Here is a 23,831-nt window from a genome sequence, read left to right on the forward strand (position 1 = left end):
GAGGATCCGGTCAGCGGCCGGCGACGACGTCGGCGGCGCGGGCGAGCGGCGAGGTGGTGGAGCGGCCGGAGGCCTCCTGGCGGTCGGCCGCGTGGTAGGCGCGGTAGAGCGCCTGGACGCCCAGCCAACGGAGCGGCTCGGGCTCCCACCGGCGGGCCCGGTGCCCCACCCACGGCAGGCGGGTGAGCTCGGTGTCGCGCCCCAGGACCAGGTCGGCCAGGGTCTGCCCGGCCAGGTGTGTGGCGGTGACCCCGGTCCCGACGTAGCCGCCGGCCCAGCCGAGGCCGGTGCGGGGGTCGAGGCCCACCGAGGCCGACCAGTCCCGCGGGACCCCCAGGACCCCGCACCAGGCGTGGTCGATCGCGGCGTCGCGGGCGGCGGGGAAGAACGTGCGCAGCAGCCCCGTCAGCGCGGTGATCGTCGCGGGCTGGGTGGCCCCGTCGGTGTCGGTGCGCGAGCCGTAGCGGTAGGGCACGCCCCGTCCGCCGAAGGCGATGCGGTCGTCGGCAGTCCGCTGGGCATAGATGTAGGCGTGGGCCCCGTCCCCCAGTGCCTCGCGGCCGCGCCAGCCGATGTGGTCCCACACGTCCGCGGGCAGCGGCTCGGTGACGACGAGGCTGGAGTTCATCGGCAGCAGGGTGCGCCGCTCGCCGTGCAGCCCGGGCGTGAAGCCTTCGGTGGCCCGGATGACGTACCGCGCCCGGACGTCGCCGCGCTCGGTCCGCGCCCGGCCCTCCTCGATCGCGGTGACGGTCGTGTCCTCGTGGATCGTGACACCGAGGCGCTCGACCGCGGCCGCCAGGCCGGAGACGAGCCTGGCCGGGTGCAGGGTCGCGCAGTGCGGGTGCCAGAGCGCACCGACCGCCCCGGCCACGGCAACCCGGGCGGTCGTCGCAACCGCGTCCAGCTCGACGACGTCGGTGTCCGGCCAGGTCGCCTCGGCGGCTGCCCTGGCGCGCAGCCGGGCGAGCTGGGCGGCGTTGCGGGCGACCTCGAGCTCGCCGCCCCGGGCGATGCCGGCGTCGATGCCCTCACGCTCCGCGACGGCGATGACCTCGTCCACCGACGCGTTGAGCGCCCGCTGCTGGGCGATCGCCGGTCCGCGGTCACCTCCCCGGACGTACTGCTCGCGTCCGCCGGTCACGCTGTTGGTCAGCCAGCCGCCGTTGCGTCCCGACGCGCCGAACCCGGCGAACCTGGCCTCGAGGACCACGACCGCGAGCTCCGGCCGCTCCCGCTTGAGGTGGTAGGCCGTCCACAGCCCGGTGTAGCCGGCCCCGACGATGCAGACGTCGGCGTCGGTGGAGCCGGGCAGCGGCGGGCGGGGAGCCGGCGTACCGAGCTGGCGCCACCAGAACGACACCCCGCCGTTGGTCGGTCCCGCTCCGTCGCGCTGCACGGGACGACACGATGGCACCTCTCCCGCGGCCCCGCCAGAGGTGAGACGGGTCACGTGAGCCCGCTGTGGCGGGTACCGACGCCGGTCTCGGGTACGTCGACGGGAGAGGCACGCCCCCCACCCCCAGGAGACCCAGATGTCCCACGACGCCATCGTCCAGCTCAAGCAGGACCACCAGGAGATCCGGAAGGCCTTCCGCAGGTTCACCGAGGCCGGCGAGAACGCCACCACCCGCAAGGGCCAGCTCGTCGACACGATCATCGAGCTGCTCACCGTGCACACCTACATCGAGAACGAGGTCATGTACCCGCGCGTGCGCGAGCTGCTCCCCGAGCTCGAGGACGACGTCCTGGAGTCCTACGAGGAGCACCACGTCGCCGACGTGCTCGTGGTCGAGCTCGCCGCGATGAAGCCCACCGACGAGCGCTTCGACGCCAAGACGACCGTGCTCATCGAGAACGTGACGCACCACATGGACGAGGAGGAGCAGGACTGGTTCCCGAAGGTCCGCGAGGGCCTCGGCCGCAAGGCGCTGCAGGAGATCGGCGAGGAGCTGCTCGCCGCCCGCAAGAAGGCACCCACCCGCCCCTCCCAGCCCAGCGCGCTCAAGAAGACGATCGACGCGGTCCTCGACTGAGCACCCGGACGCCACCGGCGAGGGTGGCACTGCTGGTACCCCCCAGCGCGGAAATGATTCGCGCCATCGGTGCGTTGGGCCCCGACGAGACACGTTGTCCCACATCTGAAGGAGCACCATGCAGGTCACCGCATTCGCAGCCCCCGCCGAGGGCGAGGCCCTCGTCCGCACCCAGATCCAGCGCCGCGAGGTGGGTCCCAACGACGTACTGATCGAGATCACGTACGCCGGCATCTGCCACTCCGACATCCACACCGTGCGCGGCGACTGGGGCCCCCAGTCCTACCCGCTCGCCCCGGGCCACGAGATCGTCGGCACCGTGACCGAGGTCGGCTCCGCCGTGACGCGCCACAGCGTCGGCGACACCGTCGGCGTCGGCTGCATGGTCAACTCGTGCGGCCAGTGCGTCCACTGCAAGGCCGGCGACGAGCAGTACTGCGTCGAGGGCATGGTCGGCACGTACGGCGCCGAGGACCGTGACGGCACCGTCACCCAGGGTGGCTACTCCACCCACGTCGTCGTCGACGCCGACTACGTCCTGTCCGTCCCGGCGGGCCTCGACCCGGCCGCTGCCGCGCCGCTGCTGTGCGCGGGCATCACGACGTACTCCCCGCTCAAGCACTGGCAGGCCGGTCCCGGCAAGAGGGTCGCCGTCGTCGGCCTCGGCGGCCTCGGCCACATGGCGGTCAAGATCGCCCACGCGATGGGCGCCGAGGTCACCGTGCTGTCGCAGTCGCTGAAGAAGCAGGAGGACGGGATCCGCCTGGGCGCCGACCACTACTTCGCCACCAGCGACCCCGACACGTTCGAGTCCCTCGCGAGCTCGTTCGACCTGATCATCAACACCGTCAGCGCCAAGATCGACGTGAGCGCCTACCTCGGCCTGCTCGACGTCAACGGCTCGCTGGTCAACGTGGGTGCGCCCGCCGAGCCCCTGAGCCTCAACGTCTTCTCGCTGCTCACCAACCGTCGTTCCTACTCGGGCTCGATGATCGGTGGCATCGCGGAGACCCAGGAGATGCTGGACTTCTGCGCCGAGCACGGCTTCGGTGCCGAGATCGAGCTGATCGAGGCCGACCAGATCAACGAGGCGTACGAGCGCGTGCTCGCCTCCGACGTCCGCTACCGGTTCGTCATCGACGCCAAGACCTTCTGAGTCGACGCCCCGGAGCCCCCGCACCCCTCGTGGGTGCGGGGGCTCCTGCACGTACGGCGCGGCACGCGGTCCGCGGAAGTCGCTCGCGGACACCGGACCCGGCACCTAGCCTGCGAGGGTCAGGCCGTCCGCCCCGAAGGAGACCTCGTGACCTCGCGACTCGACGCACTGACCGTCCGGGCCTCCGACCCGGCGGCACTGGCCCGCTTCTGGGCGGACCTGCTCGGCCGGGACGCGGTCGGCCCCGGGGGCACCGAGCTGCCCCCGGTGGAGGACGCCGGCGTCGCGCTGCGGTTCGTGGGCGGTGCCCCGCCGCGGAAGGGCCTCAACCAGGTGCACCTCCACCTCACGAGCGCGGCGGCCGGGGACCAGGACCGGACGGTGCAGCGTGCCCTCGACCTCGGCGCCCGGCACCTCGACGTCGGCCAGCTCCCGGACGAGGACCACGTGGTCCTGGCCGACCCGGAGGGCAACGAGTTCTGCGTCATCGAGGCCGGCAACTCCTGGCTGGCCGGCTGCGGCTTCCTCGGCGAGCTCGCCTGCGACGGCACCCCGGAGGTCGGGCGGTTCCACAGCGCCGCCCTCGGCTGGCCGCTGGTGTGGGACCAGGACGGGGAGACCGCCGTCCGCTCGCCCCTAGGAGGTCCGAAGATCGCCTGGGGCGGACCACCGCTCAACGAGCGGCACGGGCCGAACCGGATGTTCCTGGACCTGTCGACCTCCGACGACCTCGCCGCCGAGGTCGACCGGCTCACGTCGCTGGGCGCCGCCCTCGTCCAGCACACGTCGGCGCACGTCGTCCTGGCCGATCCGGACGGCAACGAGCTCCGGCTCACGCGCTCCTGACCCAGAGGCGGCCCGCGAGCCGGGACCGAGCGACGGCGTACCCGCGTCGTCGGAGCCGTGCACGCCGCGGGTGACCCGGTGCCGGACGAGGCCGACCGCCGCAGGCACCAGGGACAGGGCCACCATCGCGATCGCGACGATCTCGACATGGGCGGCGACCAGCGGGACCCCGCCGAGGTAGAACCCGACCGCCAGCAGTCCGGAGGTCCAGGCCAGGGCCCCCACCACGTTGTAGGCGGTGAACCGGCCGCGGGGCATCCGGGCGACGCCCGCGACGACCGGGGTGAAGGTGCGTACGACGGGCAGGAAGCGTGCGAGGACGACGGCCCGGGGTCCGTGCCGGGCGAAGAACGCCTCGGCCCGCTCGGCGTGGGACCGGGAGAACCAGCGCGACTCGCGACGGCTGAAGACCCGCGGACCGAGGCGGCGACCGATGAGGTAGCCGACCTGGTCGCCGGCGACAGCGGCGAGGAGCACGCCCAGTCCGACCAGCCAGAACGGCAGGTGCAGGACCCCTCCCGCGGCCAGGACGCCGAGGGTGAACAGCAGCGAGTCGCCGGGGAGGAAGAAGCCGACCAGGAGGCCGGTCTCGGCGAAGACGATGCCCATCGCCACCAGCAGGGCGAGCGGCCCCAGGACGAGCAGGAAGGGTGTCAGCACGGCGATCATGTCTCGACCGTAGGAACGACGACCTGCCGTCCACCTGACCGCGGTCCCGGACGCTCGGGACACGGTCTGGCTCCTCCAGTCAGGTTGCTGGCAGGTTGGGCCACGAGACTGTGGACGGCAGCAGCAGGCCCCCGAGCGCACCACGAGGAGCACCATGTTCGACCTCATCAACGGCATCCCCGTCCACCCGCTGGTCGTGCACGCGATCGTGGTGCTCCTCCCCCTGGCCACGGTGGGCACGATCGCCATCGCGCTGCGGCCCCGCTGGCGGCGACCGTACGGTCCCCTCGTCGTCGGGTCGGCCCTGGTGGCGACCGTGCTGTGCCCCGTCGCCACGTCGAGCGGCGAGGCGCTGGAGGAGCGCGTGGGCAGCCCCGGCGAGCACGCCGAGCTCGGCGACACTCTCGTCTGGTTCGCGTTGGCCCTGCTGGTCCTCTCCGCGCTGCTCGTCTACCTGCAGCGGCGCAACGACGCCCCAGGAGCGGCTCCGGCCGGTCGCGCGATCCAGGTGGTCGCCGCACTCGCCGTCGTCGCGGCCCTGGCCTCCACCGTGCAGGTCTACCGGGTCGGCGACTCGGGGGCGAAGGCCGTGTGGGGAGACTCCACGAGCGCGTCGAGCGGGGACTGAGCGCGATGCTCGTGGGCGTGTGCGAGGACGACGCGTCCATCCGACGCCTCGTCGGCCGGGCGCTGGAGCGCGCGGGCCACGAGGTCCTCGGCGCGCACGACGGGGGCGAGGCGCTGCGCCTGTTCGGCGCCGACAGCAACGTCGACGTGCTGGTCATGGACATCGGGCTGCCGGACTCCGACGGGCGCGACGTGACCCAGGCGCTGCGCTCGGCCGGCCAGTCGGCGCCCGTCGTGTTCCTCACCGCGCTCGACGGCGTGCACGACCGACTGTCCGGCTTCAGCGCCGGTGGCGACGACTACGTCTCGAAGCCCTTCGAGGTCAGGGAGCTCATCGCCCGGGTGGAGGCGCTCGGTCGACGCGGCCGACCCTCGCTCCCGGTCGTGGCGGGCCTGGTCCTCGATCCCGCCCGCCATGCCGTCCGCACCGAGACCGCTGAGGTGCTGCTGACCCCCACCGAGTTCCGGATGCTCGCCGCCATCACGTCACGACCCGGCGAGGTCGTGAGGCGCCGTACCGTGGTGGCCGCCGCCTGGCCCGACGGCGCGCACGTCAGCGAGAACACCATCGACTCCTTCATCCGCCGCGTCCGCACGAAGCTCGCGTCGATCGGCTCGCCCACCACCATCGAGACGGTGCGTGGCGTGGGGTTCCGGCTGACGTGAGGCGCGTGCTCCCCGCCGCCCCCCGGTCCGTCCGGCGGCAGATGGTGGTCCTCACGACCTGCGTCACCGCGGTCGCGATGCTGCTGCTCACGCTCGTGCTGCAGGTCGTCCTCTCCGACCTGAGCCGGCGCAGCGTGGACCGCGTGCTGGCCGATCGCGCCGACGCGGTCACCGACTCCGTGGCCGCCGCGTCGACCGGTCGCCGGCTCGACCTCTCGACGACCGAGCTCGACACCGGGGTCGTCGTGTACGACGCGACCGGCCGCCCGCTCGGCGGGACCGCGACCTCCGGCCTGGGCGAGGCCTACCGGTCCCTCGGCGGGGCCGGGACGACCGAACGCCGGACCGTCGACGGGGCGCGGCTGTGGGCACAACCGTTCACGACTCCCGGAGGGACTGCGGGGGTGGTGGTGGTGTCCGAAAGGCTGACGCCCTACGCGGCGGCCGAGCGGTACGCCCTCATCGTCAGCCTGGTCACCGGCGTCCTGGCGACGGTGGCGGCCGCCGCCATCGCGGCGTGGGTGACCTCGCGTGCGCTGGAGCCGGTGGCGGTGCTCTCCCGGACCGCCGCGGAGTGGAGCGAGCACGACCTGGGCCGACGCTTCGGCCTCGGACCGCCCACCAACGAGATCACCGCCCTGGCCGCCACGCTCGACACCCTGCTGGACAAGGTGTCGGCGGCGATCCGTTCCGAGCAACGGCTGACCTCCGAGCTGGCCCACGAGCTGCGCACCCCCCTCACCTCCGTCCAGGGGAGCGCGGACCTCGCGCTCCTCGACGAGGACCTGCCACCCGACGTGCGCGAAACCTTGGAGGAGGTCGCCGCGGCCGCCCGCCGCATGGCCACGACCATCACGACGCTGCTGGAGGTGGCGCGGACCGAGTCGGGGACCAGGGACCCCGCGTCGAGCTCGCTCGCCGAGGTCGTCGAGGAGGTGCTGCGCGCCGTGCCCCACGAGCGCGTGGAGCTCGTCGTCTCGGTGCCCGACCAGCGCGTGGCGGCCCCGTCCGCGATCCTGGCCCGGGCCCTGACCCCGGTCGTGGAGAACGCCGTGCGGTTCGCCCGCACGCGCGTGGTCGTCTGCTGCCCCGCCTCCGACGCCGGCTCCGGCGACGTCCGGGTCGTCATCGAGGACGACGGACCGGGGGTCGCGGACCTCGCGGACGACGCCTTCCTCCCTGGGACCACCTCCTCCTCCGGCGGATCGGGCGCCGGTCTCGGACTGGCGATCGCGCGGCGGATGGCCCGCAGCGTCGGCGGCGACCTCGAGCTCGTCCGGCCGCAGGGCCCGACGCGCTTCGCGCTGCGCCTTCCCCGCGCCTGAGCGGTTCACGACCCGTGCGAGAGGATGGGGCATGCCCGCGACCAGTCCCGCTCCCGTGGCCCGCGACCACCTCACCGTCCTCGACGGCGGCCTCTCCACGGCCCTGGAGGCGCTGGGCGCGGACCTCACCTCCGCCCTGTGGACCGCGCGGCTGCTCGGTGACGCGCCCCAGCTCGTCGTCGACGCCCACCGGGCCTTCTTCGACGCCGGCGCCCAGGTGGCCATCGCCGCCAGCTACCAGGCCAGCGTGCCCGGCCTGGTGGCCGCCGGCTTCGACGAGGACGAGGCCGCCCGGCTGATCGCCTCCAGCGTCGCGCTCGCCCGGCAGGCCCGCGACGAGGCGACGGCGGGCTCCCCCGGCCGGGAGCTGCTCGTCGCCGCCTCGGTGGGGCCGTACGGCGCCGTGCTGGCCGACGGCTCGGAGTACCGCGGCCGCTACGGGATCTCGGACCGCGAGCTGCGCGACTTCCACGCACCACGCCTCGAGCTGCTCGCGTCGACGGGCCCCGACCTGCTCGCCGTGGAGACCATCCCCGACGTCGACGAGGCGCGGGTGCTGGTCCCGCTGCTGGACGAGATCGGCATCCCGGCCTGGTTCACCTACTCCGTGCGCGAGGGCCGCACCAACGCCGGCCAGCCGCTCGACCAGGCGTACGACGCCCTCGCCGGCTCGCCCTCGCTGGTCGCTGTGGGGGTCAACTGCTCGCAGCCCGGCGACGTGCTCGACGCCGTCCGGGCCGGCGTCGCGGCCACGGGCCTGCCGGCCGTCGCCTACCCCAACAAGGGCGGGACGTGGGACAGCACGACCCGCACCTGGGAGGGGCCGGCCGGCTTCGACCTCGGGCTCGTGGACTCCTGGGTCGAGGCCGGCGCGCGCTACGTCGGCGGGTGCTGCGGCACCGGGCCCGACGACATCGCCGCGCTCGCGGCCTCGCTCACCGTCTGAGGCTCAGCGGCGGGAGGGTCGTACCCCGACGTACCGCGTCTCGAGGTACTCCTCGATGCCCTCCGCCCCGCCCTCGCGCCCGAAGCCGGACGCCTTGACGCCGCCGAACGGTGCCGCGGGGTTGGACACGATGCCCTGGTTGACACCGAGCATCCCGACGTCGATCCGCTCCATGAGCTGCCACGCCGTGTCGAGGTCGCGGGTGAAGGCGTAGGCAGCGAGGCCGTACTCCGTGTCGTTGGCCAGGTCGACCGCCTCGTCCAGGCTGGCGAAGGACGTGACCGGGGCGACCGGCCCGAAGATCTCCTCGTGGAGCAGGACGGCGTCCGGGGGCACGTCCCGCAGCACCGTGGGCGCGTAGAACCAGCCCCGACGGCCACGCTCCCCGCCGCCGACGAGCACCGTCGCCCCCGCGTCCACCGCGCCCCCGACCAGCGACGCCACCTTGTCCCGCGACGCCTCGTCGATGAGGGGGCCCACCTGGACGCCGTCCTCGGTGCCGCGTCCGACCACCATCGCACCCATCCGCGCCGCCAGCCGGTCGGAGAACTCCGTGACCACGCTCTCGTGGACGATGAAGCGGTTGGCCGCCGTGCAGGCCTCCCCCATGTTGCGCATCTTGGCCAGCATCGCCCCGTCGACCGCCGCGTCCAGGTCGGCGTCGGCCAGCACCAGGAAGGGGGCGTTGCCACCCAGCTCCATGGACACGCGCAGCAGCCGCTGCGCGGACTGCTCGACCAGCTGGCGCCCGACGTCGGTCGAGCCGGTGAAGGTGAGCTTGCGGGTGCGCGGGTCGCGGACCAAGGGCTCCATCACCTGCCCGCTCGCGCTGGTGGTGATGACGTTCAGCACGCCGTCCGGGAGCCCAGCCTCGGACATCAGCCGCGCGAAGGCCAGCATCGACAGCGGCGTCTGGGCGGCGGGCTTCACCACCATGGTGCAGCCCGCCGCGATGGCCGGCCCCACCTTGCGGGTCCCCATCGCGAGCGGGAAGTTCCACGGCGTGATCATCAGCGTCGGACCCACCGGACGCTTGAGGGTGAGCAGTCGGGTGGCTCCGTCGGGTGACGTCGAGTAGCGCCCGGCGACGCGCACCGCCTCCTCGCTGAACCAGCGCAGGAACTCCGCGGCGTACGTCACCTCGGCCCGGCTCTCCGCGAGCGGCTTGCCCATCTCCAGCGTCATCAGGAGCGCGAGCTCGTCGATCCTGTCCCGCATCAGCTCGAAGCCCCGACGCAGGATCTCTCCCCGGTCCCGCGGCGGCATGTCGGCGAACGACTCCTGGTGGGACACCGCTGCGTCGAGGGCGCGCACACCGTCGACGGGCGAGGCGTCGGCGACCTCGGTCAGCACCTCGCCCGTGGCGGGGTCGTGCACCGGCAGCGTGCGGTCACCGTCGGCCGCGACCTCGCCACCCTCGATCCACAAGCCGGTGGGCACTGCGTCGAGCACGCGGCGCTCGTCCTCCGGCGTCGGCCGCGTCATGCGAGGTCGCCCTCGACGGCGTGCCGCACGGAGCTCATGAAACGCGCCGCGTCGGCGGTGCCGAGCACCCGCGGGTCGTAGCTGAGCGACAGGTGCGCCATGGCTCGTACGGCGATCACCTCGCCGCCGTCGAGGGCCACCACGACGGGTCGTCGCACCGGCGCCCCGATGCCGAGGACCGTCGATCGGTCCCGGCCCACGAGAGGGGTGTCCACGAGTGCCCCCAGGGATCCGGTGTCGACGACGCCGAGGGTGCCCTGCTGGGCGGACCCGTGGCCCTCGGCCAGCCGTCGGGCCAACGCGGCCGCGGTGAGGTCGTCCGCGTCCTCGACGACCACGTCCGGTGTCCCGTCCTCGGCGAGGACGGCGAGGTGGACGGCCGACGGGCGGCTGAGCACGCCGGTCTCCGGGTCGACCCGACCGAGGACCGTCGGGTGGTCGCCGATCGTGTGGACGGCGCCGGCAGCGACGACGGCGAGCACCCGGTCGGCGGGGACGTCCGTCAGGTCGACCTCGACGACGGTGGTCAGCTGGGTCGCGACCCCCGCGACCCGCGACGCGCCCTGCTCCGTCGCGGGCGCGTCCCGCCGCGCGCGGGACCGGGCGCGCGGCGAGTCCTGGTGCCGCGGCCGGCCCCGCCGGGGCCGGGCACCGGTCGGGGACGTGAGGGTCATCCCTTCATCGCCTGCTCGATCTCGTCACGGATGCGGTCCACCGAGGGGATCATCAGGTCCTCGAGCGAGTCGGCGGACGCCAGCGGGATGTGCGGCGTCGTGATGCGCACGACCGGTCCGTCGAGGTCCCAGAAGCCGTCGTCGCCGGCGATCGCCACTAGCTCGGCACCCCAGCCCAGCATCCGCGGGTTCTCCTCCACGGTGAACAGCCGCCCGGTCCGGCCGAGCGACTCCAGGACGGTCGCGGCGTCCAACGGGACCAACGACCGCATGTCGATCACCTCGCAGTCGATGCCTCGCTCGGCCAGCTGCTCGGCTGCCGCGAGCGCCCGGCTCACCATCAGCCCGAGCGCGACGACGGTGGCGTCCTTGCCGGAACGCCGCACCTTGGCCGTGCCGAGCTCGTCCAGGATCGGCCCGTCGGGGACCTCTCCCTTGGACGAGTAGAGGCCCTTGTGCTCGAAGAAGAGCACCGGGTCGTCGCTGCGGACCGCGGCCGCCATCAGGCCCACGACGTCCTCGGGCGTCGAGGGGGCGACCACCTTGATGCCCGGCACCGCCATCGCCCAGTTCTCGATCGACTGGGAGTGCTGCGCCCCGAAGCGCAGGCTGCCGCCGTTGCCGCTCTTGACGACGAGCGGGATGGTGACCTGGCCGTTGGTCATGTACCGGGTCTTGGCCATCTCGTTCACCACGAGGTCCCAGCAGACCGCGAAGAAGTCGGAGAACATGATCTCGGCGATCGGTCGCATCCCGGTCATGGCGGCCCCCATGGCCGCGCCCAGGATGGCCTGCTCGGAGATGGGGGTGTCGATGACGCGCTCGGGTCCGAAGCGCTCCAGCAGTCCCGTCGTCGTCTTGAAGACTCCGCCGGCACCGGCCACGTCCTCGCCGATGAGCACCACCGACTCGTCGCGTTCCATCTCCTGCGCGATGCCGCGGGCCACCGCCTCGCGGTAGGTCAGGATCGCCATGTGTGTCCTCCGTCTGCCCACACGTCGGTGAAGGCTGCTTGCGGGTCGGGCAGGGGTCCGTTCTTGGCCGCCTCGGTCGCCTCGTCGACCGCGGACGCCACCTCGGCGTCGATGGCGTCGATGTCCGCGCCGGCGACACCCAGGCGCTCGAGCCGCCCGCGGTAGACGGTGATCGGGTCGTAGGCCAGCCAGGCCTCGAGCTCACCCGGCGGCTTGTACTTGCCCGGGTCCGCCCGGGAGTGGCCGCCGTGGCGGTAGGTCAGCGCCTCGACGAGCACCGGGCCGGCCCCGGACCGGGCGTGCTCGAGGGCGTCCGCGGCCACGAGGTGGACGGCGTCGGCGTCGTTGCCGTCGACGACGATCGGCTCGAGCCCGTACGCCGCGGCGCGGTCCGCGGCCGGACGGCGTACGGCGGTGATGTCGCCGATCGCGGTGTACTCCATGTACTGGTTGTTCTCGCACACGAAGACGACCGGCAGCCGGAAGACCGCCGCGTAGTTGAGGGCCTCGTGGAAGGCCCCGATGTTGGTGGTGCCGTCGCCGAAGAAGCACACGGCGACCTGCCCGCTCCTGCGGTACTGGGCCGACCAGGCGGCGCCGTTGGCGATCGTGAGGTGGGCGCCGATGATGGCGTAGGAGCCCATCACCCCGTGCTCGACGCTGGTCAGGTGCATGGAGCCGCCCTTGCCGCCGAGGAGACCGTTGGCGCGGCCCAGCAGCTCGGCCAGCACCCCCTCCATCGGCACGCCCCGCGCCAGCGTGTGGGCGTGGCCGCGGTAGGTGGCGAACGTGTAGTCGTCGGATCGCATCGCGGCGCCGAAGCCGGCGGCGACCGCCTCCATGCCCAGCGAGAGGTGCGTGGTGCCCTTGACCAGCTGCTGCATGAACATGTCGTAGGCGCGCTTCTCGAACTGGCGCATCTCCTGGAGCATGCGATACATCCGCAGCCGGGTCTCGAGCGGGATGTCGGCGTCGTCGTGCGAGGTCGGGTCGTCCGGCGGCATGACGAGGTCGTGCTCGCCGTAGGCATGGTTGCTCAGCGGCAGGTTCATCGGCTCACGCCTCCACGACGGTGCGGGTGTTGAGGTGCGACTGGCTGTCGCGCAGGGTCGGGAGGGCTCCGCCGGTGGTGAAGTAGCGCTTGCCGGCGACGAGCAGCTCCTCGGCGGGGAACTTGGTGATCACCTGAGCGCCGTCGGCGGTGACGACGACCTCCTCCTCGATGCGCGCAGCACCCCAGCCGTCGGCCGCCGGCCAGTAGGTCTCCAGGGCGAAGACCATCCCCTCCTCGAGCACCTCCGGGGCGTCCAGCGAGGTGAGGCGGCTGAAGATCGGTCGCTCCCAGATGCTCAGTCCGACTCCGTGGCCGTACTGGAGGGCGAACGCGGCCTCCTCGTCCGGGAAGCCGAACTCCTGGGCGGTGGGCCACACCGACACGATGTCCGCGGTGGTGGCGCCCGGCTTCACGAGCTCGATCGCCTGGTCCATGTAGTCGCGACAGATCTTGTAGGCGTCGGCCATCCCCGGCGAGGCGCTGCCCACCGCGAAGGTCCGGTAGTAGCAGGTGCGGTAGCCCATGAAGCTGTGCAGGATGTCGAAGAAGGCCGGGTCCCCGGGCCGGATGAGCCGGTCGGAGAAGACGTGGGGGTGGGGCGAGCACCGCTCCCCCGAGATCGCGTTGACGCCCTCCACGTGCTCGGAGCCAAGGTCGTAGAGGACCTTGCTGACCAGCCCGACGCACTCGTTCTCCCGGACGCCGGGGCGCAGGAACTCGTAGAGGCTCTCGTACGCCGAGTCGACCATCGACGCGGCCTGGGTGAGCAGTCCCACCTCGTCGACCGTCTTGATCCGCCGGGCCTCCAGGAACACCTGCTGGCCGTCGACGACGTCGATCCCCATCGCCTGCAGGGCGAACAGGACGGGCGGCTCGATGATGTCGACGCCGAGGGGCTGGCCGGTGAGGCCGTGCTCGGCCAGCACCTGGTAGACCTTCGCCGCGACGTCCTCGGCGCGACCGGCGGAGGGCGAGATGGCTCCCCGCAGCGTGGAGATCCCCGCCCGGGCTCCGTAGTGCTCCTCCTCCCGGTCGGGGTGGGCCTCGTCCAGCCACGGGGCGAAGAGCTGGTGGTGACGGGCGGCCGAGCCGAAGTCCCACAGCACCGGCGCGCCACCCTGGGGCAGCAGCGCGAAGCGGATCATCTTGTCCATCGCCCACGTCCCGATGTGGGTCCCGGTCATGTAGCGGATGTTGTGGAAGTCGAAGGTGAGCACGGCGCCGAGCGAGGACCGCTCGAGCTCGGCGGTGAGGCGGGCCAGGCGCTCGCTGCGCAGTCGCGCCATGTCGAGCCGGTTCTCCCAGTCAACCTGGGTGACGCCGTAGGTGGGTGTGAGCATCAGGACCTCCGGGACTGCGGTGCGCGGGCGCACGAGGGACGAGTGGGGGCGAGGGGGCGGACGACGGGCGGGGTCACGAGGTCCCTCCGCCCGAGCGCACGAGCACCTTGAGCTGGTCGCCCTGCGGGTCGACCAGCACGTCGAACCCCCGGGACACCACGTCCGGCAGGTCGATCTGTGCCGTGACGGCACGGGCGACGGGGTACCTGCCGGCGGCGACCATCCGGATCACCCGGGGCCAGTCGGTGAGCCGGTAGCACCAGCTGCCGTGCAGCGAGAGGTCCTTCTCCGCCAGGGCCATGGCGTCGAGCTGGGCCGGCTTGGTGTGCAGGCCCGTCTGGACCACCGACCCCGCCCGTCGGGTCGAGGAGATGGCGGTCGCCAGTCCGGGGCTGGTGCCGGAGCACTCGACGGTGAGGTCGACACCGATCCCGTCGGTGAGGTCCAGCAGTCGCTCCGCGAACCCGGGCGCCGTCGGGTCGAGGACCTCGCCGATGTCGAGCGAGGCGGCCAGGGCCGCACGGTTGGGGTTGGGTTCCGCCACGATCACGGCACCCGCGCCCACGGCGGCGGCGTACATGGCCGAGAGGATGCCGATCGGGCCGGCTCCCGTGACGAGCACGACGTCCCCACCCGTCACACCGGCGCGGTCGACGCCGTACGCCGCCACGGCCGCCGGCTCGATGACGGCGCCCTCGAGGTCGGAGACCGAGTCGGGGAGCTTCGCGACCTGGTACTCCTTGACCACGGCGAACTGGGCGAGCCCGCCCGTCTCCGCGCTCAGCCCGGTGCAGGCGAAGACCAGGCACAGGTGACCCTGGCCCCTGCGGCAGAAGTAGCAGCGTCCGCAGACGATCGCGGGCATGATCGCGACCCGGTCGCCGACGGCCACGTCACGGACGTCCCGACCGATCTCGACCACCGTCGCGGAGAACTCGTGGCCCAGGGTCTGGGGCAGGGTCACCCCGGTCAGGGGGTGCGGGGTCGTCGGCGTGACGATCGGGCCCACGGCGTACTCATGGAGGTCGGTGCCGCAGATGCCGCACCAGTGCACCTCGACCAGGATGTCGTCGGGCGCCGAGGGCGTCGGGGTGGGGACGTCCTCGACTCGGATGTCGTGCTGTCCGTGGAAGCGGGCCGCGAGCATGGGGGTCCTTTCTGGGGCCGTCAGGCGGGCGAGTGGGAGCCGCGGACGCGGCTGTAGAGGATGGCGGCGACGACGATCAGGCCGCCCTGGAAGAGGTACTGCCAGGTCTGGCTGAGGCCCAGGAAGGTGGTCGCGTTGAGCAGCTGCACGATGAGGCCGGCACCGAGCAGGGTGCCGACGAAGGTGCCGCGACCGCCGAGCAGGCTGGTGCCACCGAGCACGACGGCGGTGATGCTGCTGAGCGTGTAGGACACACCTTGGGCCGGGTCGCCGATCCCGAGCTGGGCGAGCAGGACGAGCGAGCCGAGGAAGGTGAACAGGGACGTGATGACGTAGCCCCCGACGACGGTGCGCCCCACCCCCACGCCCAGCTTGCGGGCCGAGTCCTCGTGCGACCCGACGGCGCGGATCCGCAGGCCCCACGAGCTCCTGCGCAGGGCCCACTCCATGGCGGCGACGACGACCACGAGGGCCACGAAGGCGATCGGCACCGGCCCGACCTTGCGCATCACGAAGCCGGTCACGTCCGCGGAGATGACGCCCTCGGGCGCGTCGCGGAGCAGGAAGCTGAATCCCTGGAGCGCGATGTACGTCGTGAGGGTCGCGGCCACGGGGGTGAAGTTGCCCAGCCGGATCAGTGTGCCGTTGACGAGGCCGGTCGCGACGGCGGCACCGATCATCAGCCCGAAGCCGAGCAGCATGGTGGTCACCGCGGCTCCGTCGTTGACGAAGAAGGACGCGACCACGACCAGGAAGCCCGCGAGCGGTCCCACCGACAGGTCGATGCCGCCGGTCAGCAGGGCCACGTTCTGACCGACCGCGATGAAGCCGAGGGCGGCGACCAGCATCATGATCGAGGTGATGTTGAACGCCGACAGGTAGAGGGAGTTCTGGCTGTACACGTAGGCGCCGAGGCCGACCATCACGAGCGCCAGGATGGCCACGGGGGCGTAGTCACCGGCGAGGAAGCGACGCAGCGCGGGACGGTTGGCGTCCCGGCGTACGGCGGTGGTCTGGCGGCTGTGCTTGGTCGACGCCACCGCCGCCCGGATCATCCGCTCCTCGGTGACCTCATCCCCCGTCAGGTCGGCGACCACGTGACCGCGGGACATGACGAGCACCCGGTCGCACAGCCCCTCGAGCTCCTTGGCGTCGGAGGAGGCGACGACCACGGGGATGCCCTCGTCGGCGACCTCGCGCAGGATCCGGTAGATCTCCGCGCGCGCACCGACGTCCACGCCCTGGGTCGGCTCGTCGGCGAGCAGGATCGCCGGTCGCGCCAGCAGGGTCCGGGCGAGCACGACCTTCTGCTGGTTGCCACCCGACAGGGCCGCGACGACCGCCTCCATGGAGGGGGCGCGGACGTCCAGCTCCGTCAGCTCACGACCCACGAGCTCGAGCTCGCGCGACCGGCTGAGGAACGGGCCCCAGGTCATCCGCTCCAGACCGTTGAGGGCGGCGTTCTCACGCACCGACAGGGTCATCATCAGGCCGTCGTGGTGACGGTCCGCAGGCATGTAGCCCGAGACCTTGCGCAGCTGGCGCTGGCTGCGCCGCTTGCCGGAGACGGAGACGTCACCGTCGAAGGAACCGAGGCCGGCGAGCGCTCGCAGCAGGTCGCTCTGACCGTTGCCGACGACCCCGCTGATGCCGATGATCTCCCCGCGCCGACCGGTGAGGGAGACGTCGGAGAAGCCGTCACCCGACAGTGCCGCGACGTCGAGCACCGTGTCGCCGAACGTGTCGGGAGAGGGCTTCGGCGGGAAGGTCGCGTCCAGCTGGCGTCCCACGATCATGGCCAGCAGCTCGTCGTCGGTCACGTCGTCCACCAGCGTGCTGCCCCGCAACCGGCCGTCGCGCAGGACGGTGACGCGCTGGGCGAGCATCCGCACCTCGGCGAGCCGGTGGGTGATGTAGATGACGGCCGTGCCGGTCTCGGCGAGCGCCCTGACCCGGTCGAAGAGCAGGTCGACCGAGTCAGGGCCCAGGGGGGCGGTGGGCTCGTCGAGGATCAGCATGCGCGGACGGACCGCGAAGGCCTTCGCCAGCTCGAGGAGGTGCTTCTGGGCGACCGAGAGGTGGTCGACCCGTTCCTCGAGGTGCACCCGCAGGTCGATGTCGTCCAGCACCGCGCGCATGCCGTCGACCTCCGACCGTCCTCCCGACGTGAGCACGTCGGCGGGCAGGGCGAGACGGAGGTTCTCCGCCACCGTGAGGTCGGGGAGCACGGCCGGGTGCTGGTGGACGATGGCGATCCCGCACCTGGTGGCGGCCGCGGGGGTCAGCGAGAGGTGCTGCTCACCGTCGACGGTAAGGACGCCACCGTCGGGCTCGATGGTCCCGGAGGCGACCCCCATCAGCGTCGACTTGCCGGCACCGTTCTCCCCGAGGAGCGCGTGCACCTCGCCGGGCAGCACCTCGAGGGAGACGTCGGTGAGCGCCGCGACGCCGGCATAGCTCTTCGAGACACCCGACAGCAGCATCGTCGGCCGTCGCACGGCCACAGCAGTGGTCTCGGTCATGTCGTCGTCCTCCACGGGGTCGGGGTCCCTCCGGTCTGGGTTGCCGGGCCGGCCGGGTGGCAGGGCACCCGACCGGCCGCGGCGGTCACTTGAGGAGCGCGGCCTGGTCCTCCGGCGACATCTCCGCGGACAGGTAGATGTCTCCGGGCAGGTCGGACTCGCACTCCACCGGGTTGGGGTCGCCGGTCACGGAGTTCTCGAACACGGCGTGCTGGTGGGTGTCCTCGGCCGGCAGCTCGCCGCCCGTGGCCTCGGCGATGGCGTACTGCATGGCCAGCCGGACGTGGTCGTTGCCCGTGGCGATGGAGAACATCTTGAAGTCCGGGTTGTCCTTCTCGTTGTCCTTCCAGAAGCAGCCCAGGACGTTGCCGTCCGAGGTGGCCAGGGCCGGGATCGAGCGGCCGGCCTTCGTGAACTCGGGCAGCGCGCCCACGAGGGACGGCCCGAAGTCGCTGACGATCACGTCGATCTTGTCGTACTTGGCGATGGCCGCGGTGAGCACCTTCTGGCTCAGCGCCGGGTCCCAGTTGGTGACCTCGAACGGCTGCTCGCCGATCATCGTGTACTTCTCGGGGTCGAGCGTGTCCGCCAGCCCCTCGGCCTCCCCGAGTCCCTGGCTGTTGCCCTTGGGCCCGCTCAGGAACAGGACGTTGCCGCCGTCGGGGAGGATCTCCTTGATCCAGTTGCCCCAGTTGACGCCGTCGTTGACCGAGTCGAGCCCGATGTACTTCGTGTAGTCGATGCCGTCCTCGCCGCCCGGGTCGACGCGGTAGGGCACCGTGACGACCCCGGCCTGGAACGAGGTCCGCAGGGCCGGGAGCATCGCCTCGCCGGCGTCGGGGAACACGACCAGCGCGTCGACGCCCTTGGCCACCATCCCCTGGATGTCGGAGATGGCCTTCTGGGTGTCGCCCTGGCCGTCGGCGTACAGCACCTCGGTGACGCTGGGGCACTTGGCGGCCTCGTCCTTGCCGGACGCGGTGGTGACGAGTCGCCAGCTGTTGCCGCCGAAGCCGTCGGTGAGGCCGAGGGTGATCTTCTTGGGCCCGCACCAGGAGGGTGCGCCCTCCAGGTCGGCCGCGGAGGTCTCTCCCTGGTCGTCGCCGCCGCCGTCCCCCCCGCAACCGGCGAGGGCCATGGCAGCGACCGTCAGCCCGACTGCAGCCAGGGCGGAGGGGCGGCGTGAGAGTCGTCGCAACATGAGGGTTCCCTTTTCTTTCGTACTCGGATGAGGTGGTTGGTGCGGATGAGCCGAGGTCCCGAGGATCAGGTGGTGGCCGGGACGTGTCGCCGGCGGACGAGTCGGCCGGCGAGCGAGCGCACGTCGACGGAGTAGAGGAGGACACCGACGGCGAGGGCAGCGGCCTCGACCAGGGTCCGGACGGCGAAGCTCACCCCGAGCGCGAGCACGAACTGCTCGAGCTGGCTGAGGAAGAGCGCCGCGACCGCGGTGGCCAGCAGATTTCCCCGTCCACCGAGCAGCGAGGTGCCGCCGAGGACGACCGCCGCCACGCTCGGCAGCAGGTAGGAGTTGCCCTGGAAGGCCGTGGGTTGGGCGACGATGCCGGCCAGCACGCAGCCGGCCACCCAGTAGTGCAGCTGGGCGCCGAGGTAGCCGGCACCCTTGAAGGTCCGTACCCGCAGGCCCGCGGCCCAGGCGGCCGCCGGGTTGGCGCCCACCGCCTCGAAGCGTCGGCCGGCAGGCGTGAGCTTGACGACCACGCTCGTGACCACGAGGACCAGCAGGGCGAGGAAGACCGCGTTCGGGACCCCCAGGCTCTCGCCGCCCGCGATGGACGCGAGGCGGTCGGTGGTCCGGCGCGGGGACCCTCCCGAGATCCCCAGCACGCCGGCGAACATCAGCGCGTTGGTGCCGAGGGTGGCCACGATGGGGTTGAGGAGCAGCCGTCCGACGAGGAAGCCGTTGAGCAACCCCGCCACGACCGCGACACCCAGCGCGAGCAGGACGGCACCGAGGAGCTTGCCGTCGTCTCCCTTCGGCTCGTGGGTCACGATCACGACGACCAGCGAGATGGCGCCCGGGACCGAGAGGTCGATCCCGCCCTGCTGGATCACCAGGGTCTGACCGAGGGCCGCGATCGCCAGCACCGCCGCGAAGGGCAGCATGCCGCTGAGCGCACCCTGGCTGACGCTGGTCGACGCGAACAGTGCGCTGGCGACGAACAGGGCGACGGTGGCGACCGTGATCGTGACCAGGCCGCGGGAGACGCTGACCCGGGGGCCGGGTCGGACGCCGCGCGGTGCGGACCGCTCCGCCGCCGGTGCTGGTGCGCTGGAAGCCATCTGCCCTCCTCGCTGACTGGGGGTCGGTGACCCTGTGGTGCAGGTCACCCGTTCAGCAGGACTGTACAAGCGCCGTGCCGGTGTTCACAAGAGGTTCACAAGTATTTCTGTGACGACCGCCACAAGACCCGACCGCCGACCGCTCTCAGGGCACGGAGGGAGGGCGCGATGCGAGGAACGTCCGCAGGTAGGCCATGTCGCGGTCCCCGTGCCCCGCGGCCACGGCTTCTCCCACGACGGCGCGAGCCGCATCGCTCACGGGCACCGGGGTCCCCTGCTCGTCGGCCAGGGCGGCGATGAGGCCGAAGTCCTTGGCGACCAGGTCCAGGCTCATGGCGACGGGGCCGCCCTCCTCGAGGAAGGCGGCGCGCTTGTAGCGCACGAACGGTGCGCCCACGGCGCTGTTCTCCAGCACGTCGTACGCGGTCGCAGGATCGATGCCGGCCCTGCCCGCGAGCGTCAGGCACTCCGACAGGGCCGAGTTCAGGTCGTGCACCACCAGGTTGACCGCCAGCTTCATGGACTGGCCCAGCCCGGCGTCGCCGACCCGGACGACCCGAGCCGCGAACGCCGACAGCACCCCGGTGACGTCCTCCACGTCCCGGGGGGCACCGGACGCCATCACCAGCAGCTGGCCAGCCGCCACGGTCGCCACGCTGCCCGAGACCGGTGAGTCCACGAAGCGCCGTCCGTGCGCGGCATAGGCCGTCGCGAGGGCGCGGGCGGCGACGACGCCGCTGGTCCCGAGGTCGCACACCACGGCGTCGGGGGCGAGCGCCGCGACCAGGGGAGCGTCGAGGAGGACCGCGGTCGTCGCATCGCCGTCGGCCAGCATGCAGAGCACCACGTCGGCGCCCCGCACCGCCTCGGCGGGCGTGTCCGCGACGACGAGGTCGGCACTGCCGACGTCCCCGAGCACGGCGAGGGCGCGGGCGGGCGTGCGGTTCCACAGCCGCACCCGGTGCCCGGCCGCCACCAGCCGGTGGCACATCGCCGCGCCCATCCGGCCGGCACCGAGCACCGCGACCTCAGCCACGGGGATCCACCAGCACCTTCCCGGTGAGCGCCCCGTCCGCGAGGGGCCGCAGCCCCTCGGCGACGACGTCCTCCAGCCGGACGACGCGATCGACCAGCGGGGCGCCGAGGTCACGACGCGTGAGGATGTCCAGGGCCGCTGGAAGGTCGTCGCCGCACACGTGGGCGACGGTGGTGCGCACGTCCACCTCCCGCAGGACCACCGGTGCCAGGGTGAGCGTGGTCGGAGCACTGTTCAGCCCCACCAGCAGGACGGTGCCGCCGCGTGCAGTGAGAGCGAACGCTCGTTCCACGGCGCCCGGGACGCCGGACGTCTCGAACACGACGTCCGCGCCGTCGGGCACGAGGTCCCGGACGTCGTCGGGTCCCGCTGCGGGACTGACCAGGGCGGTGTCCGTGGCGCCCAGCACGCGAGCCACCTCGAGGCGGCCGGCGTCCACGTCGACGGCGAGCACGGGACCGTCGTGGCCCTCGAGACCGGCGCACACGAAGGAGCCGATCGCGCCGGCACCCAGGAGCACCACGGAGTCACCCGGGCGCACCCCGGAGCGACGCACGGCGTGGACGCCGACGGCGAGCGGCTGGGCGAGCGCCGCCGAGTCCAGGGTGCAGTCGTCCGGGATCTCCACGCAGCAGGCCGCGGGCGCGGCGACGTACGTCGCGAGGCCGCCGTCGGCGCTCAGCCCGAGCGTGTAGTAGCGCGCGCACAGGTTGGTGCGGCCCCGGCGGCACCACGCGCACTCGCCGCAGGAGACCCCGGCACCGCAGGCGACCCTGCGGCCGACCAGGTGGCGCACGTCGGGAGCCGCGTCGAGGACCGTGCCGACGAACTCGTGCCCCAGCACGGTGGGGCCGAGGTGCCCGCTACCCGGATGGCGGGTGTGGAGCGGCACCATCATCGGTCCCTTGGTGTACTCGGTGACGTCCGTGCCGCAGAGGCCGTTGTAGGCCACCTCGATCACGATCTCCCCCGGCCCGGGACGGGGGTCCGGCCGGTCCTCGACCCGCAGGTCGCCGGGCTCGTGCAGGACGCCCGCTCTCATGGCGTCGCCGACGAGGTGACGTGGACCTTCACCTGGGTGCGGTCGGTCAGCACGGCCTCGATCGCCTCGCTCGCCGACTCCAGCGGGTAGGTCGAGGTGACGAGGGGACTGAGGTCGACGCCGGTGCGCGCCAGGAAGCGCAGGGTCTGGGGCCAGACCCCGGGCGAGCCGATGATGCCGCGCACCTGGAGCTCCTTGGACTGGATCTGTCCGAGGGCCGCGGGAGCCGAGCCGCCCACGTCGATGCCGATGTAGACCAGCCGGGCCCGGAAACCGGCGAGGTCGAGGGCGGTCGCCATGGCCGCGGGCTTGCCGCTCGCCTCGAAGACGACGTCGGCACGGCGACCGCCGGTGAGCTCGTCGAGCGCCTGCCCGACCTCGGGGTCGGTGGGGTCGATGGTCGCCTCGGCACCGAGGGTGCGCGCGAGTGCCGCCCGGCCCGCGTCGGGCTCGGCCACGACGACCCGCACACCCCGCGCCGCTGCCGCTGCGACGACGCCGAGACCGATCGGACCGGCGCCCAGCACGACTGCGGTGTCACTGGCGTCGAGGTTGTCGGCCCGGACGGTCGCGTAGTAGCCGCAGCTGAACGGCTCGACGAGAGCGCCCTGTGTCCAGCTCAGCTCGTCCGGCAGGGCGTGCAGCCAGCCCTCCTTCGCGACGAAGAGCTCCGCTGCCGCCCCGCTGATGCTGAAACCGAAGTGCTCCTGCCCGATGACGCACTCCCCGACCACCCGGTCACCCGGCGCGAAGCGCGTGACCTTGCGTCCGGTCGCGACCACCTCGGCCGCCCACTCGTGCCCCGGGATGACCGGGAAGCTGAACGGGATGATGTACCGACCGTGCAGGAGGTCGATGTCGGAGTGGCAGATGCCCACGCTGCGCGCGGCGAGGAGCACCTCGTCCTCCTCGATGGTCGGCGGGTCGAGGTCGGCGACGGTGTGCCGACCGTCGCCGAGGAACTGGAGAGCCTTCACGGGGACCTCACTCTGTGACGTGCGTCGCACCCTGCGACTGTGAACTCATACTTCACACACGTTCAGTGAGAGTCAAGGGGTTCCACGGTCAGGCCGGAGTCCGGCCCGAGCGTCCTCAGTGGTGGTGCAGGACGCACCAGATGCCGCGGGCATCCTTGTCCGTGCGGTTGCGCAGCAGGTGCGGCACGGAGCTGTCGAAGCTCAGCGCATCCCCCGGCCCGATCGTGAACACCTCGAAACCGACGGTGACCTCGAGCTCGCCCTCGAGCAGGTAGCCGTACTCCTGGCCGGCGTGCCGCATCATCCTGCGGTCGTTGGTGGAGCTGCTGCCGGCGGGATAGATGATCTCGATGAAGTCGACGTCCGGCGCCGAGTCGGCGAGCTGCTCCCAGATCACCCCGGAGTCCATCTCCAGTCGGCGCCGCTGGTCGGGGCGGCTGACGGTGAGGCGGCGGGGCTCGCGGTCGAACGCCTCCGCCGGCGAGGCCATGGCCGAGCGGCTCACGACGCCCAGTGGCCGGGCGTCCGGTGCGGAGGTGGCCTCGTCGAGGGTCGGCGCCTCGGGGGCCGGACCGGCCGCCTCGAGAGGGGCGCCGGACGTGTGGAAGAGCTCGTCGATCGACACCTCGAGCACCTGCGCGATCGAGTAGAGCGTCGCCACCGAGGGCTGGGACTTGCCGTTCTCCATCTGCGAGAGGAACGACGGCGACACACTCAGCTGACGGGCGAGCTCGCGCAGGGAGAGGCCTGCGTGCTGGCGGGCCTTGCGCAGCTTGCTGCCCAGCTGCCCCACGCCGCCACTGTCCGCCGGCAGTTCCTCTGACTCACTCATGCGCCCATCCCCTCGCGATCTGTGCCGGTCCACGGTAACGAGATCCCGATCCGACGCGGCGGGTGCCTGGTCGCCGTGCCGAGCATTGATCATCGTCAGCAAACGACGTCTCTCCTCGGCGTCGTATTGTTCACTGTCACTTGACGAATTGTCCACTGCGGATCACGATGACC

The 23,831-nt window shown here is 72.4% G+C and carries 21 protein-coding genes and 1 pseudogene; 7 read left to right on the forward strand and 15 right to left on the reverse strand.

Translation table 11 applies throughout. From position 1 onward, the window contains the following. Nucleotides 1–10: 10 nt before the first annotated feature. Entirely contained in the window at nucleotides 11–1,399 is a 1,389-nt protein-coding gene (locus ASG94_RS07895) for an NAD(P)/FAD-dependent oxidoreductase (protein WP_056925736.1), read from the reverse strand. A 136-nt stretch (nucleotides 1,400–1,535) separates the two neighbouring features. Between ASG94_RS07895 and ASG94_RS07900 the strand changes: the two genes are divergently transcribed. From ASG94_RS07900 to ASG94_RS21975, 3 genes are all read left to right on the forward strand, one after another. Beyond that, a complete protein-coding gene (locus ASG94_RS07900) occupies nucleotides 1,536–2,036 on the forward strand; it encodes a hemerythrin domain-containing protein (protein ID WP_056925737.1) in 501 nt (166 codons plus the stop codon). Between the two features lie 118 nt (nucleotides 2,037–2,154). Beyond that, nucleotides 2,155–3,192, forward strand: coding sequence for an NAD(P)-dependent alcohol dehydrogenase (locus ASG94_RS07905; RefSeq protein WP_056925738.1), 1,038 nt, complete (start codon nucleotides 2,155–2,157; stop codon nucleotides 3,190–3,192). Between the two features lie 147 nt (nucleotides 3,193–3,339). Continuing rightward, complete coding sequence (locus tag ASG94_RS21975; RefSeq protein ID WP_056925739.1) at nucleotides 3,340–4,038, forward strand: VOC family protein; 699 nt, start codon at nucleotides 3,340–3,342, stop codon at nucleotides 4,036–4,038. A gap of 195 nt (nucleotides 4,039–4,233) precedes the next feature. On the opposite strand, the pseudogene ASG94_RS22600 reads toward ASG94_RS21975, so the two are convergent. Further along, nucleotides 4,234–4,956: pseudogene (locus ASG94_RS22600) on the reverse strand (DedA family protein); the annotation flags it as partial. Here ASG94_RS22600 and ASG94_RS07920 point away from each other — a divergent pair. The 4 genes from ASG94_RS07920 to mmuM are packed head-to-tail and all read left to right on the forward strand — an operon-like array spanning nucleotide 4,862 to nucleotide 8,271. Beyond that, nucleotides 4,862–5,335, forward strand: coding sequence for a DUF2231 domain-containing protein (locus ASG94_RS07920; RefSeq protein ID WP_056925740.1), 474 nt, complete (start codon nucleotides 4,862–4,864; stop codon nucleotides 5,333–5,335). The pseudogene ASG94_RS22600 and the gene ASG94_RS07920 overlap by 95 nt on opposite strands. Next, nucleotides 5,299–6,000 (forward strand): response regulator transcription factor, encoded by a 702-nt coding sequence (locus ASG94_RS07925; RefSeq protein WP_235537171.1) that lies wholly within the window; start codon nucleotides 5,299–5,301, stop codon nucleotides 5,998–6,000. Before ASG94_RS07920 ends, ASG94_RS07925 begins: the two co-directional genes overlap by 37 nt. A 5-nt stretch (nucleotides 6,001–6,005) precedes the next feature. Continuing rightward, a complete protein-coding gene (locus ASG94_RS07930) occupies nucleotides 6,006–7,325 on the forward strand; it encodes a sensor histidine kinase (RefSeq protein ID WP_056925742.1) in 1,320 nt (439 codons plus the stop codon). A 31-nt stretch (nucleotides 7,326–7,356) separates the two neighbouring features. Further along, nucleotides 7,357–8,271: a homocysteine S-methyltransferase gene (mmuM, locus tag ASG94_RS07935; protein WP_056925743.1), complete on the forward strand. Its 915-nt coding sequence runs from the start codon at nucleotides 7,357–7,359 to the stop codon at nucleotides 8,269–8,271. Nucleotides 8,272–8,274: 3 nt separating this feature from the next. Here mmuM and ASG94_RS07940 read toward each other — a convergent pair whose 3' ends face one another. The 13 genes from ASG94_RS07940 to ASG94_RS08000 all read right to left on the reverse strand — a co-directional run bounded on the left by ASG94_RS07940 (nucleotide 8,275) and on the right by ASG94_RS08000 (nucleotide 23,658). Next, nucleotides 8,275–9,756, reverse strand: a complete 1,482-nt coding sequence (locus ASG94_RS07940; RefSeq protein WP_056925744.1) for an NAD-dependent succinate-semialdehyde dehydrogenase — start codon at nucleotides 9,754–9,756, stop codon at nucleotides 8,275–8,277. After that, nucleotides 9,753–10,430 carry a 2-oxo acid dehydrogenase subunit E2 gene (locus ASG94_RS07945; protein WP_056925745.1) on the reverse strand — a complete coding sequence of 226 codons (678 nt, stop codon included), beginning with the start codon at nucleotides 10,428–10,430 and terminating at the stop codon, nucleotides 9,753–9,755. Before ASG94_RS07945 ends, ASG94_RS07940 begins: the two co-directional genes overlap by 4 nt. Continuing rightward, on the reverse strand, nucleotides 10,427–11,404 hold the full coding sequence (locus ASG94_RS07950) for an alpha-ketoacid dehydrogenase subunit beta (RefSeq protein ID WP_056925746.1): 978 nt from the start codon (nucleotides 11,402–11,404) through the stop codon (nucleotides 10,427–10,429). The genes ASG94_RS07945 and ASG94_RS07950 overlap by 4 nt, the downstream gene beginning before the upstream one ends. Continuing rightward, nucleotides 11,392–12,456: a thiamine pyrophosphate-dependent dehydrogenase E1 component subunit alpha gene (locus ASG94_RS07955; RefSeq protein WP_082624001.1), complete on the reverse strand. Its 1,065-nt coding sequence runs from the start codon at nucleotides 12,454–12,456 to the stop codon at nucleotides 11,392–11,394. The genes ASG94_RS07950 and ASG94_RS07955 overlap by 13 nt, the downstream gene beginning before the upstream one ends. Nucleotides 12,457–12,460: 4 nt before the next feature. Beyond that, entirely contained in the window at nucleotides 12,461–13,798 is a 1,338-nt protein-coding gene (locus ASG94_RS07960; RefSeq protein ID WP_056926375.1) for a M24 family metallopeptidase, read from the reverse strand. A gap of 73 nt (nucleotides 13,799–13,871) precedes the next feature. Further along, nucleotides 13,872–14,945, reverse strand: coding sequence for a 2,3-butanediol dehydrogenase (locus tag ASG94_RS07965; RefSeq protein WP_056925747.1), 1,074 nt, complete (start codon nucleotides 14,943–14,945; stop codon nucleotides 13,872–13,874). Nucleotides 14,946–14,965: 20 nt separating this feature from the next. Further along, nucleotides 14,966–17,467: an ATP-binding cassette domain-containing protein gene (locus ASG94_RS07970; protein ID WP_056926376.1), complete on the reverse strand. Its 2,502-nt coding sequence runs from the start codon at nucleotides 17,465–17,467 to the stop codon at nucleotides 14,966–14,968. Nucleotides 17,468–17,552: 85 nt separating this feature from the next. After that, nucleotides 17,553–18,605 (reverse strand): substrate-binding domain-containing protein, encoded by a 1,053-nt coding sequence (locus tag ASG94_RS07975; protein ID WP_056925748.1) that lies wholly within the window; start codon nucleotides 18,603–18,605, stop codon nucleotides 17,553–17,555. 128 nt (nucleotides 18,606–18,733) lie between these two features. Then, nucleotides 18,734–19,771: an ABC transporter permease gene (locus ASG94_RS07980; RefSeq protein WP_056925749.1), complete on the reverse strand. Its 1,038-nt coding sequence runs from the start codon at nucleotides 19,769–19,771 to the stop codon at nucleotides 18,734–18,736. A gap of 145 nt (nucleotides 19,772–19,916) precedes the next feature. Continuing rightward, nucleotides 19,917–20,807 (reverse strand): NAD(P)-dependent oxidoreductase, encoded by an 891-nt coding sequence (locus ASG94_RS07985; RefSeq protein WP_056925750.1) that lies wholly within the window; start codon nucleotides 20,805–20,807, stop codon nucleotides 19,917–19,919. Further along, nucleotides 20,800–21,849 (reverse strand): zinc-dependent alcohol dehydrogenase, encoded by a 1,050-nt coding sequence (locus ASG94_RS07990; protein WP_056925751.1) that lies wholly within the window; start codon nucleotides 21,847–21,849, stop codon nucleotides 20,800–20,802. Before ASG94_RS07990 ends, ASG94_RS07985 begins: the two co-directional genes overlap by 8 nt. Then, nucleotides 21,846–22,826 carry a zinc-dependent alcohol dehydrogenase gene (locus tag ASG94_RS07995; RefSeq protein WP_056925752.1) on the reverse strand — a complete coding sequence of 327 codons (981 nt, stop codon included), beginning with the start codon at nucleotides 22,824–22,826 and terminating at the stop codon, nucleotides 21,846–21,848. The genes ASG94_RS07990 and ASG94_RS07995 overlap by 4 nt, the downstream gene beginning before the upstream one ends. A gap of 115 nt (nucleotides 22,827–22,941) precedes the next feature. Then, nucleotides 22,942–23,658 carry a helix-turn-helix domain-containing protein gene (locus ASG94_RS08000; protein WP_056925753.1) on the reverse strand — a complete coding sequence of 239 codons (717 nt, stop codon included), beginning with the start codon at nucleotides 23,656–23,658 and terminating at the stop codon, nucleotides 22,942–22,944. Between the last annotated feature and the right edge of the window lie 173 nt (nucleotides 23,659–23,831).

The organism is Nocardioides sp. Soil805, from assembly GCF_001429625.1.
GTDB lineage: Bacteria > Actinomycetota > Actinomycetes > Propionibacteriales > Nocardioidaceae > Nocardioides.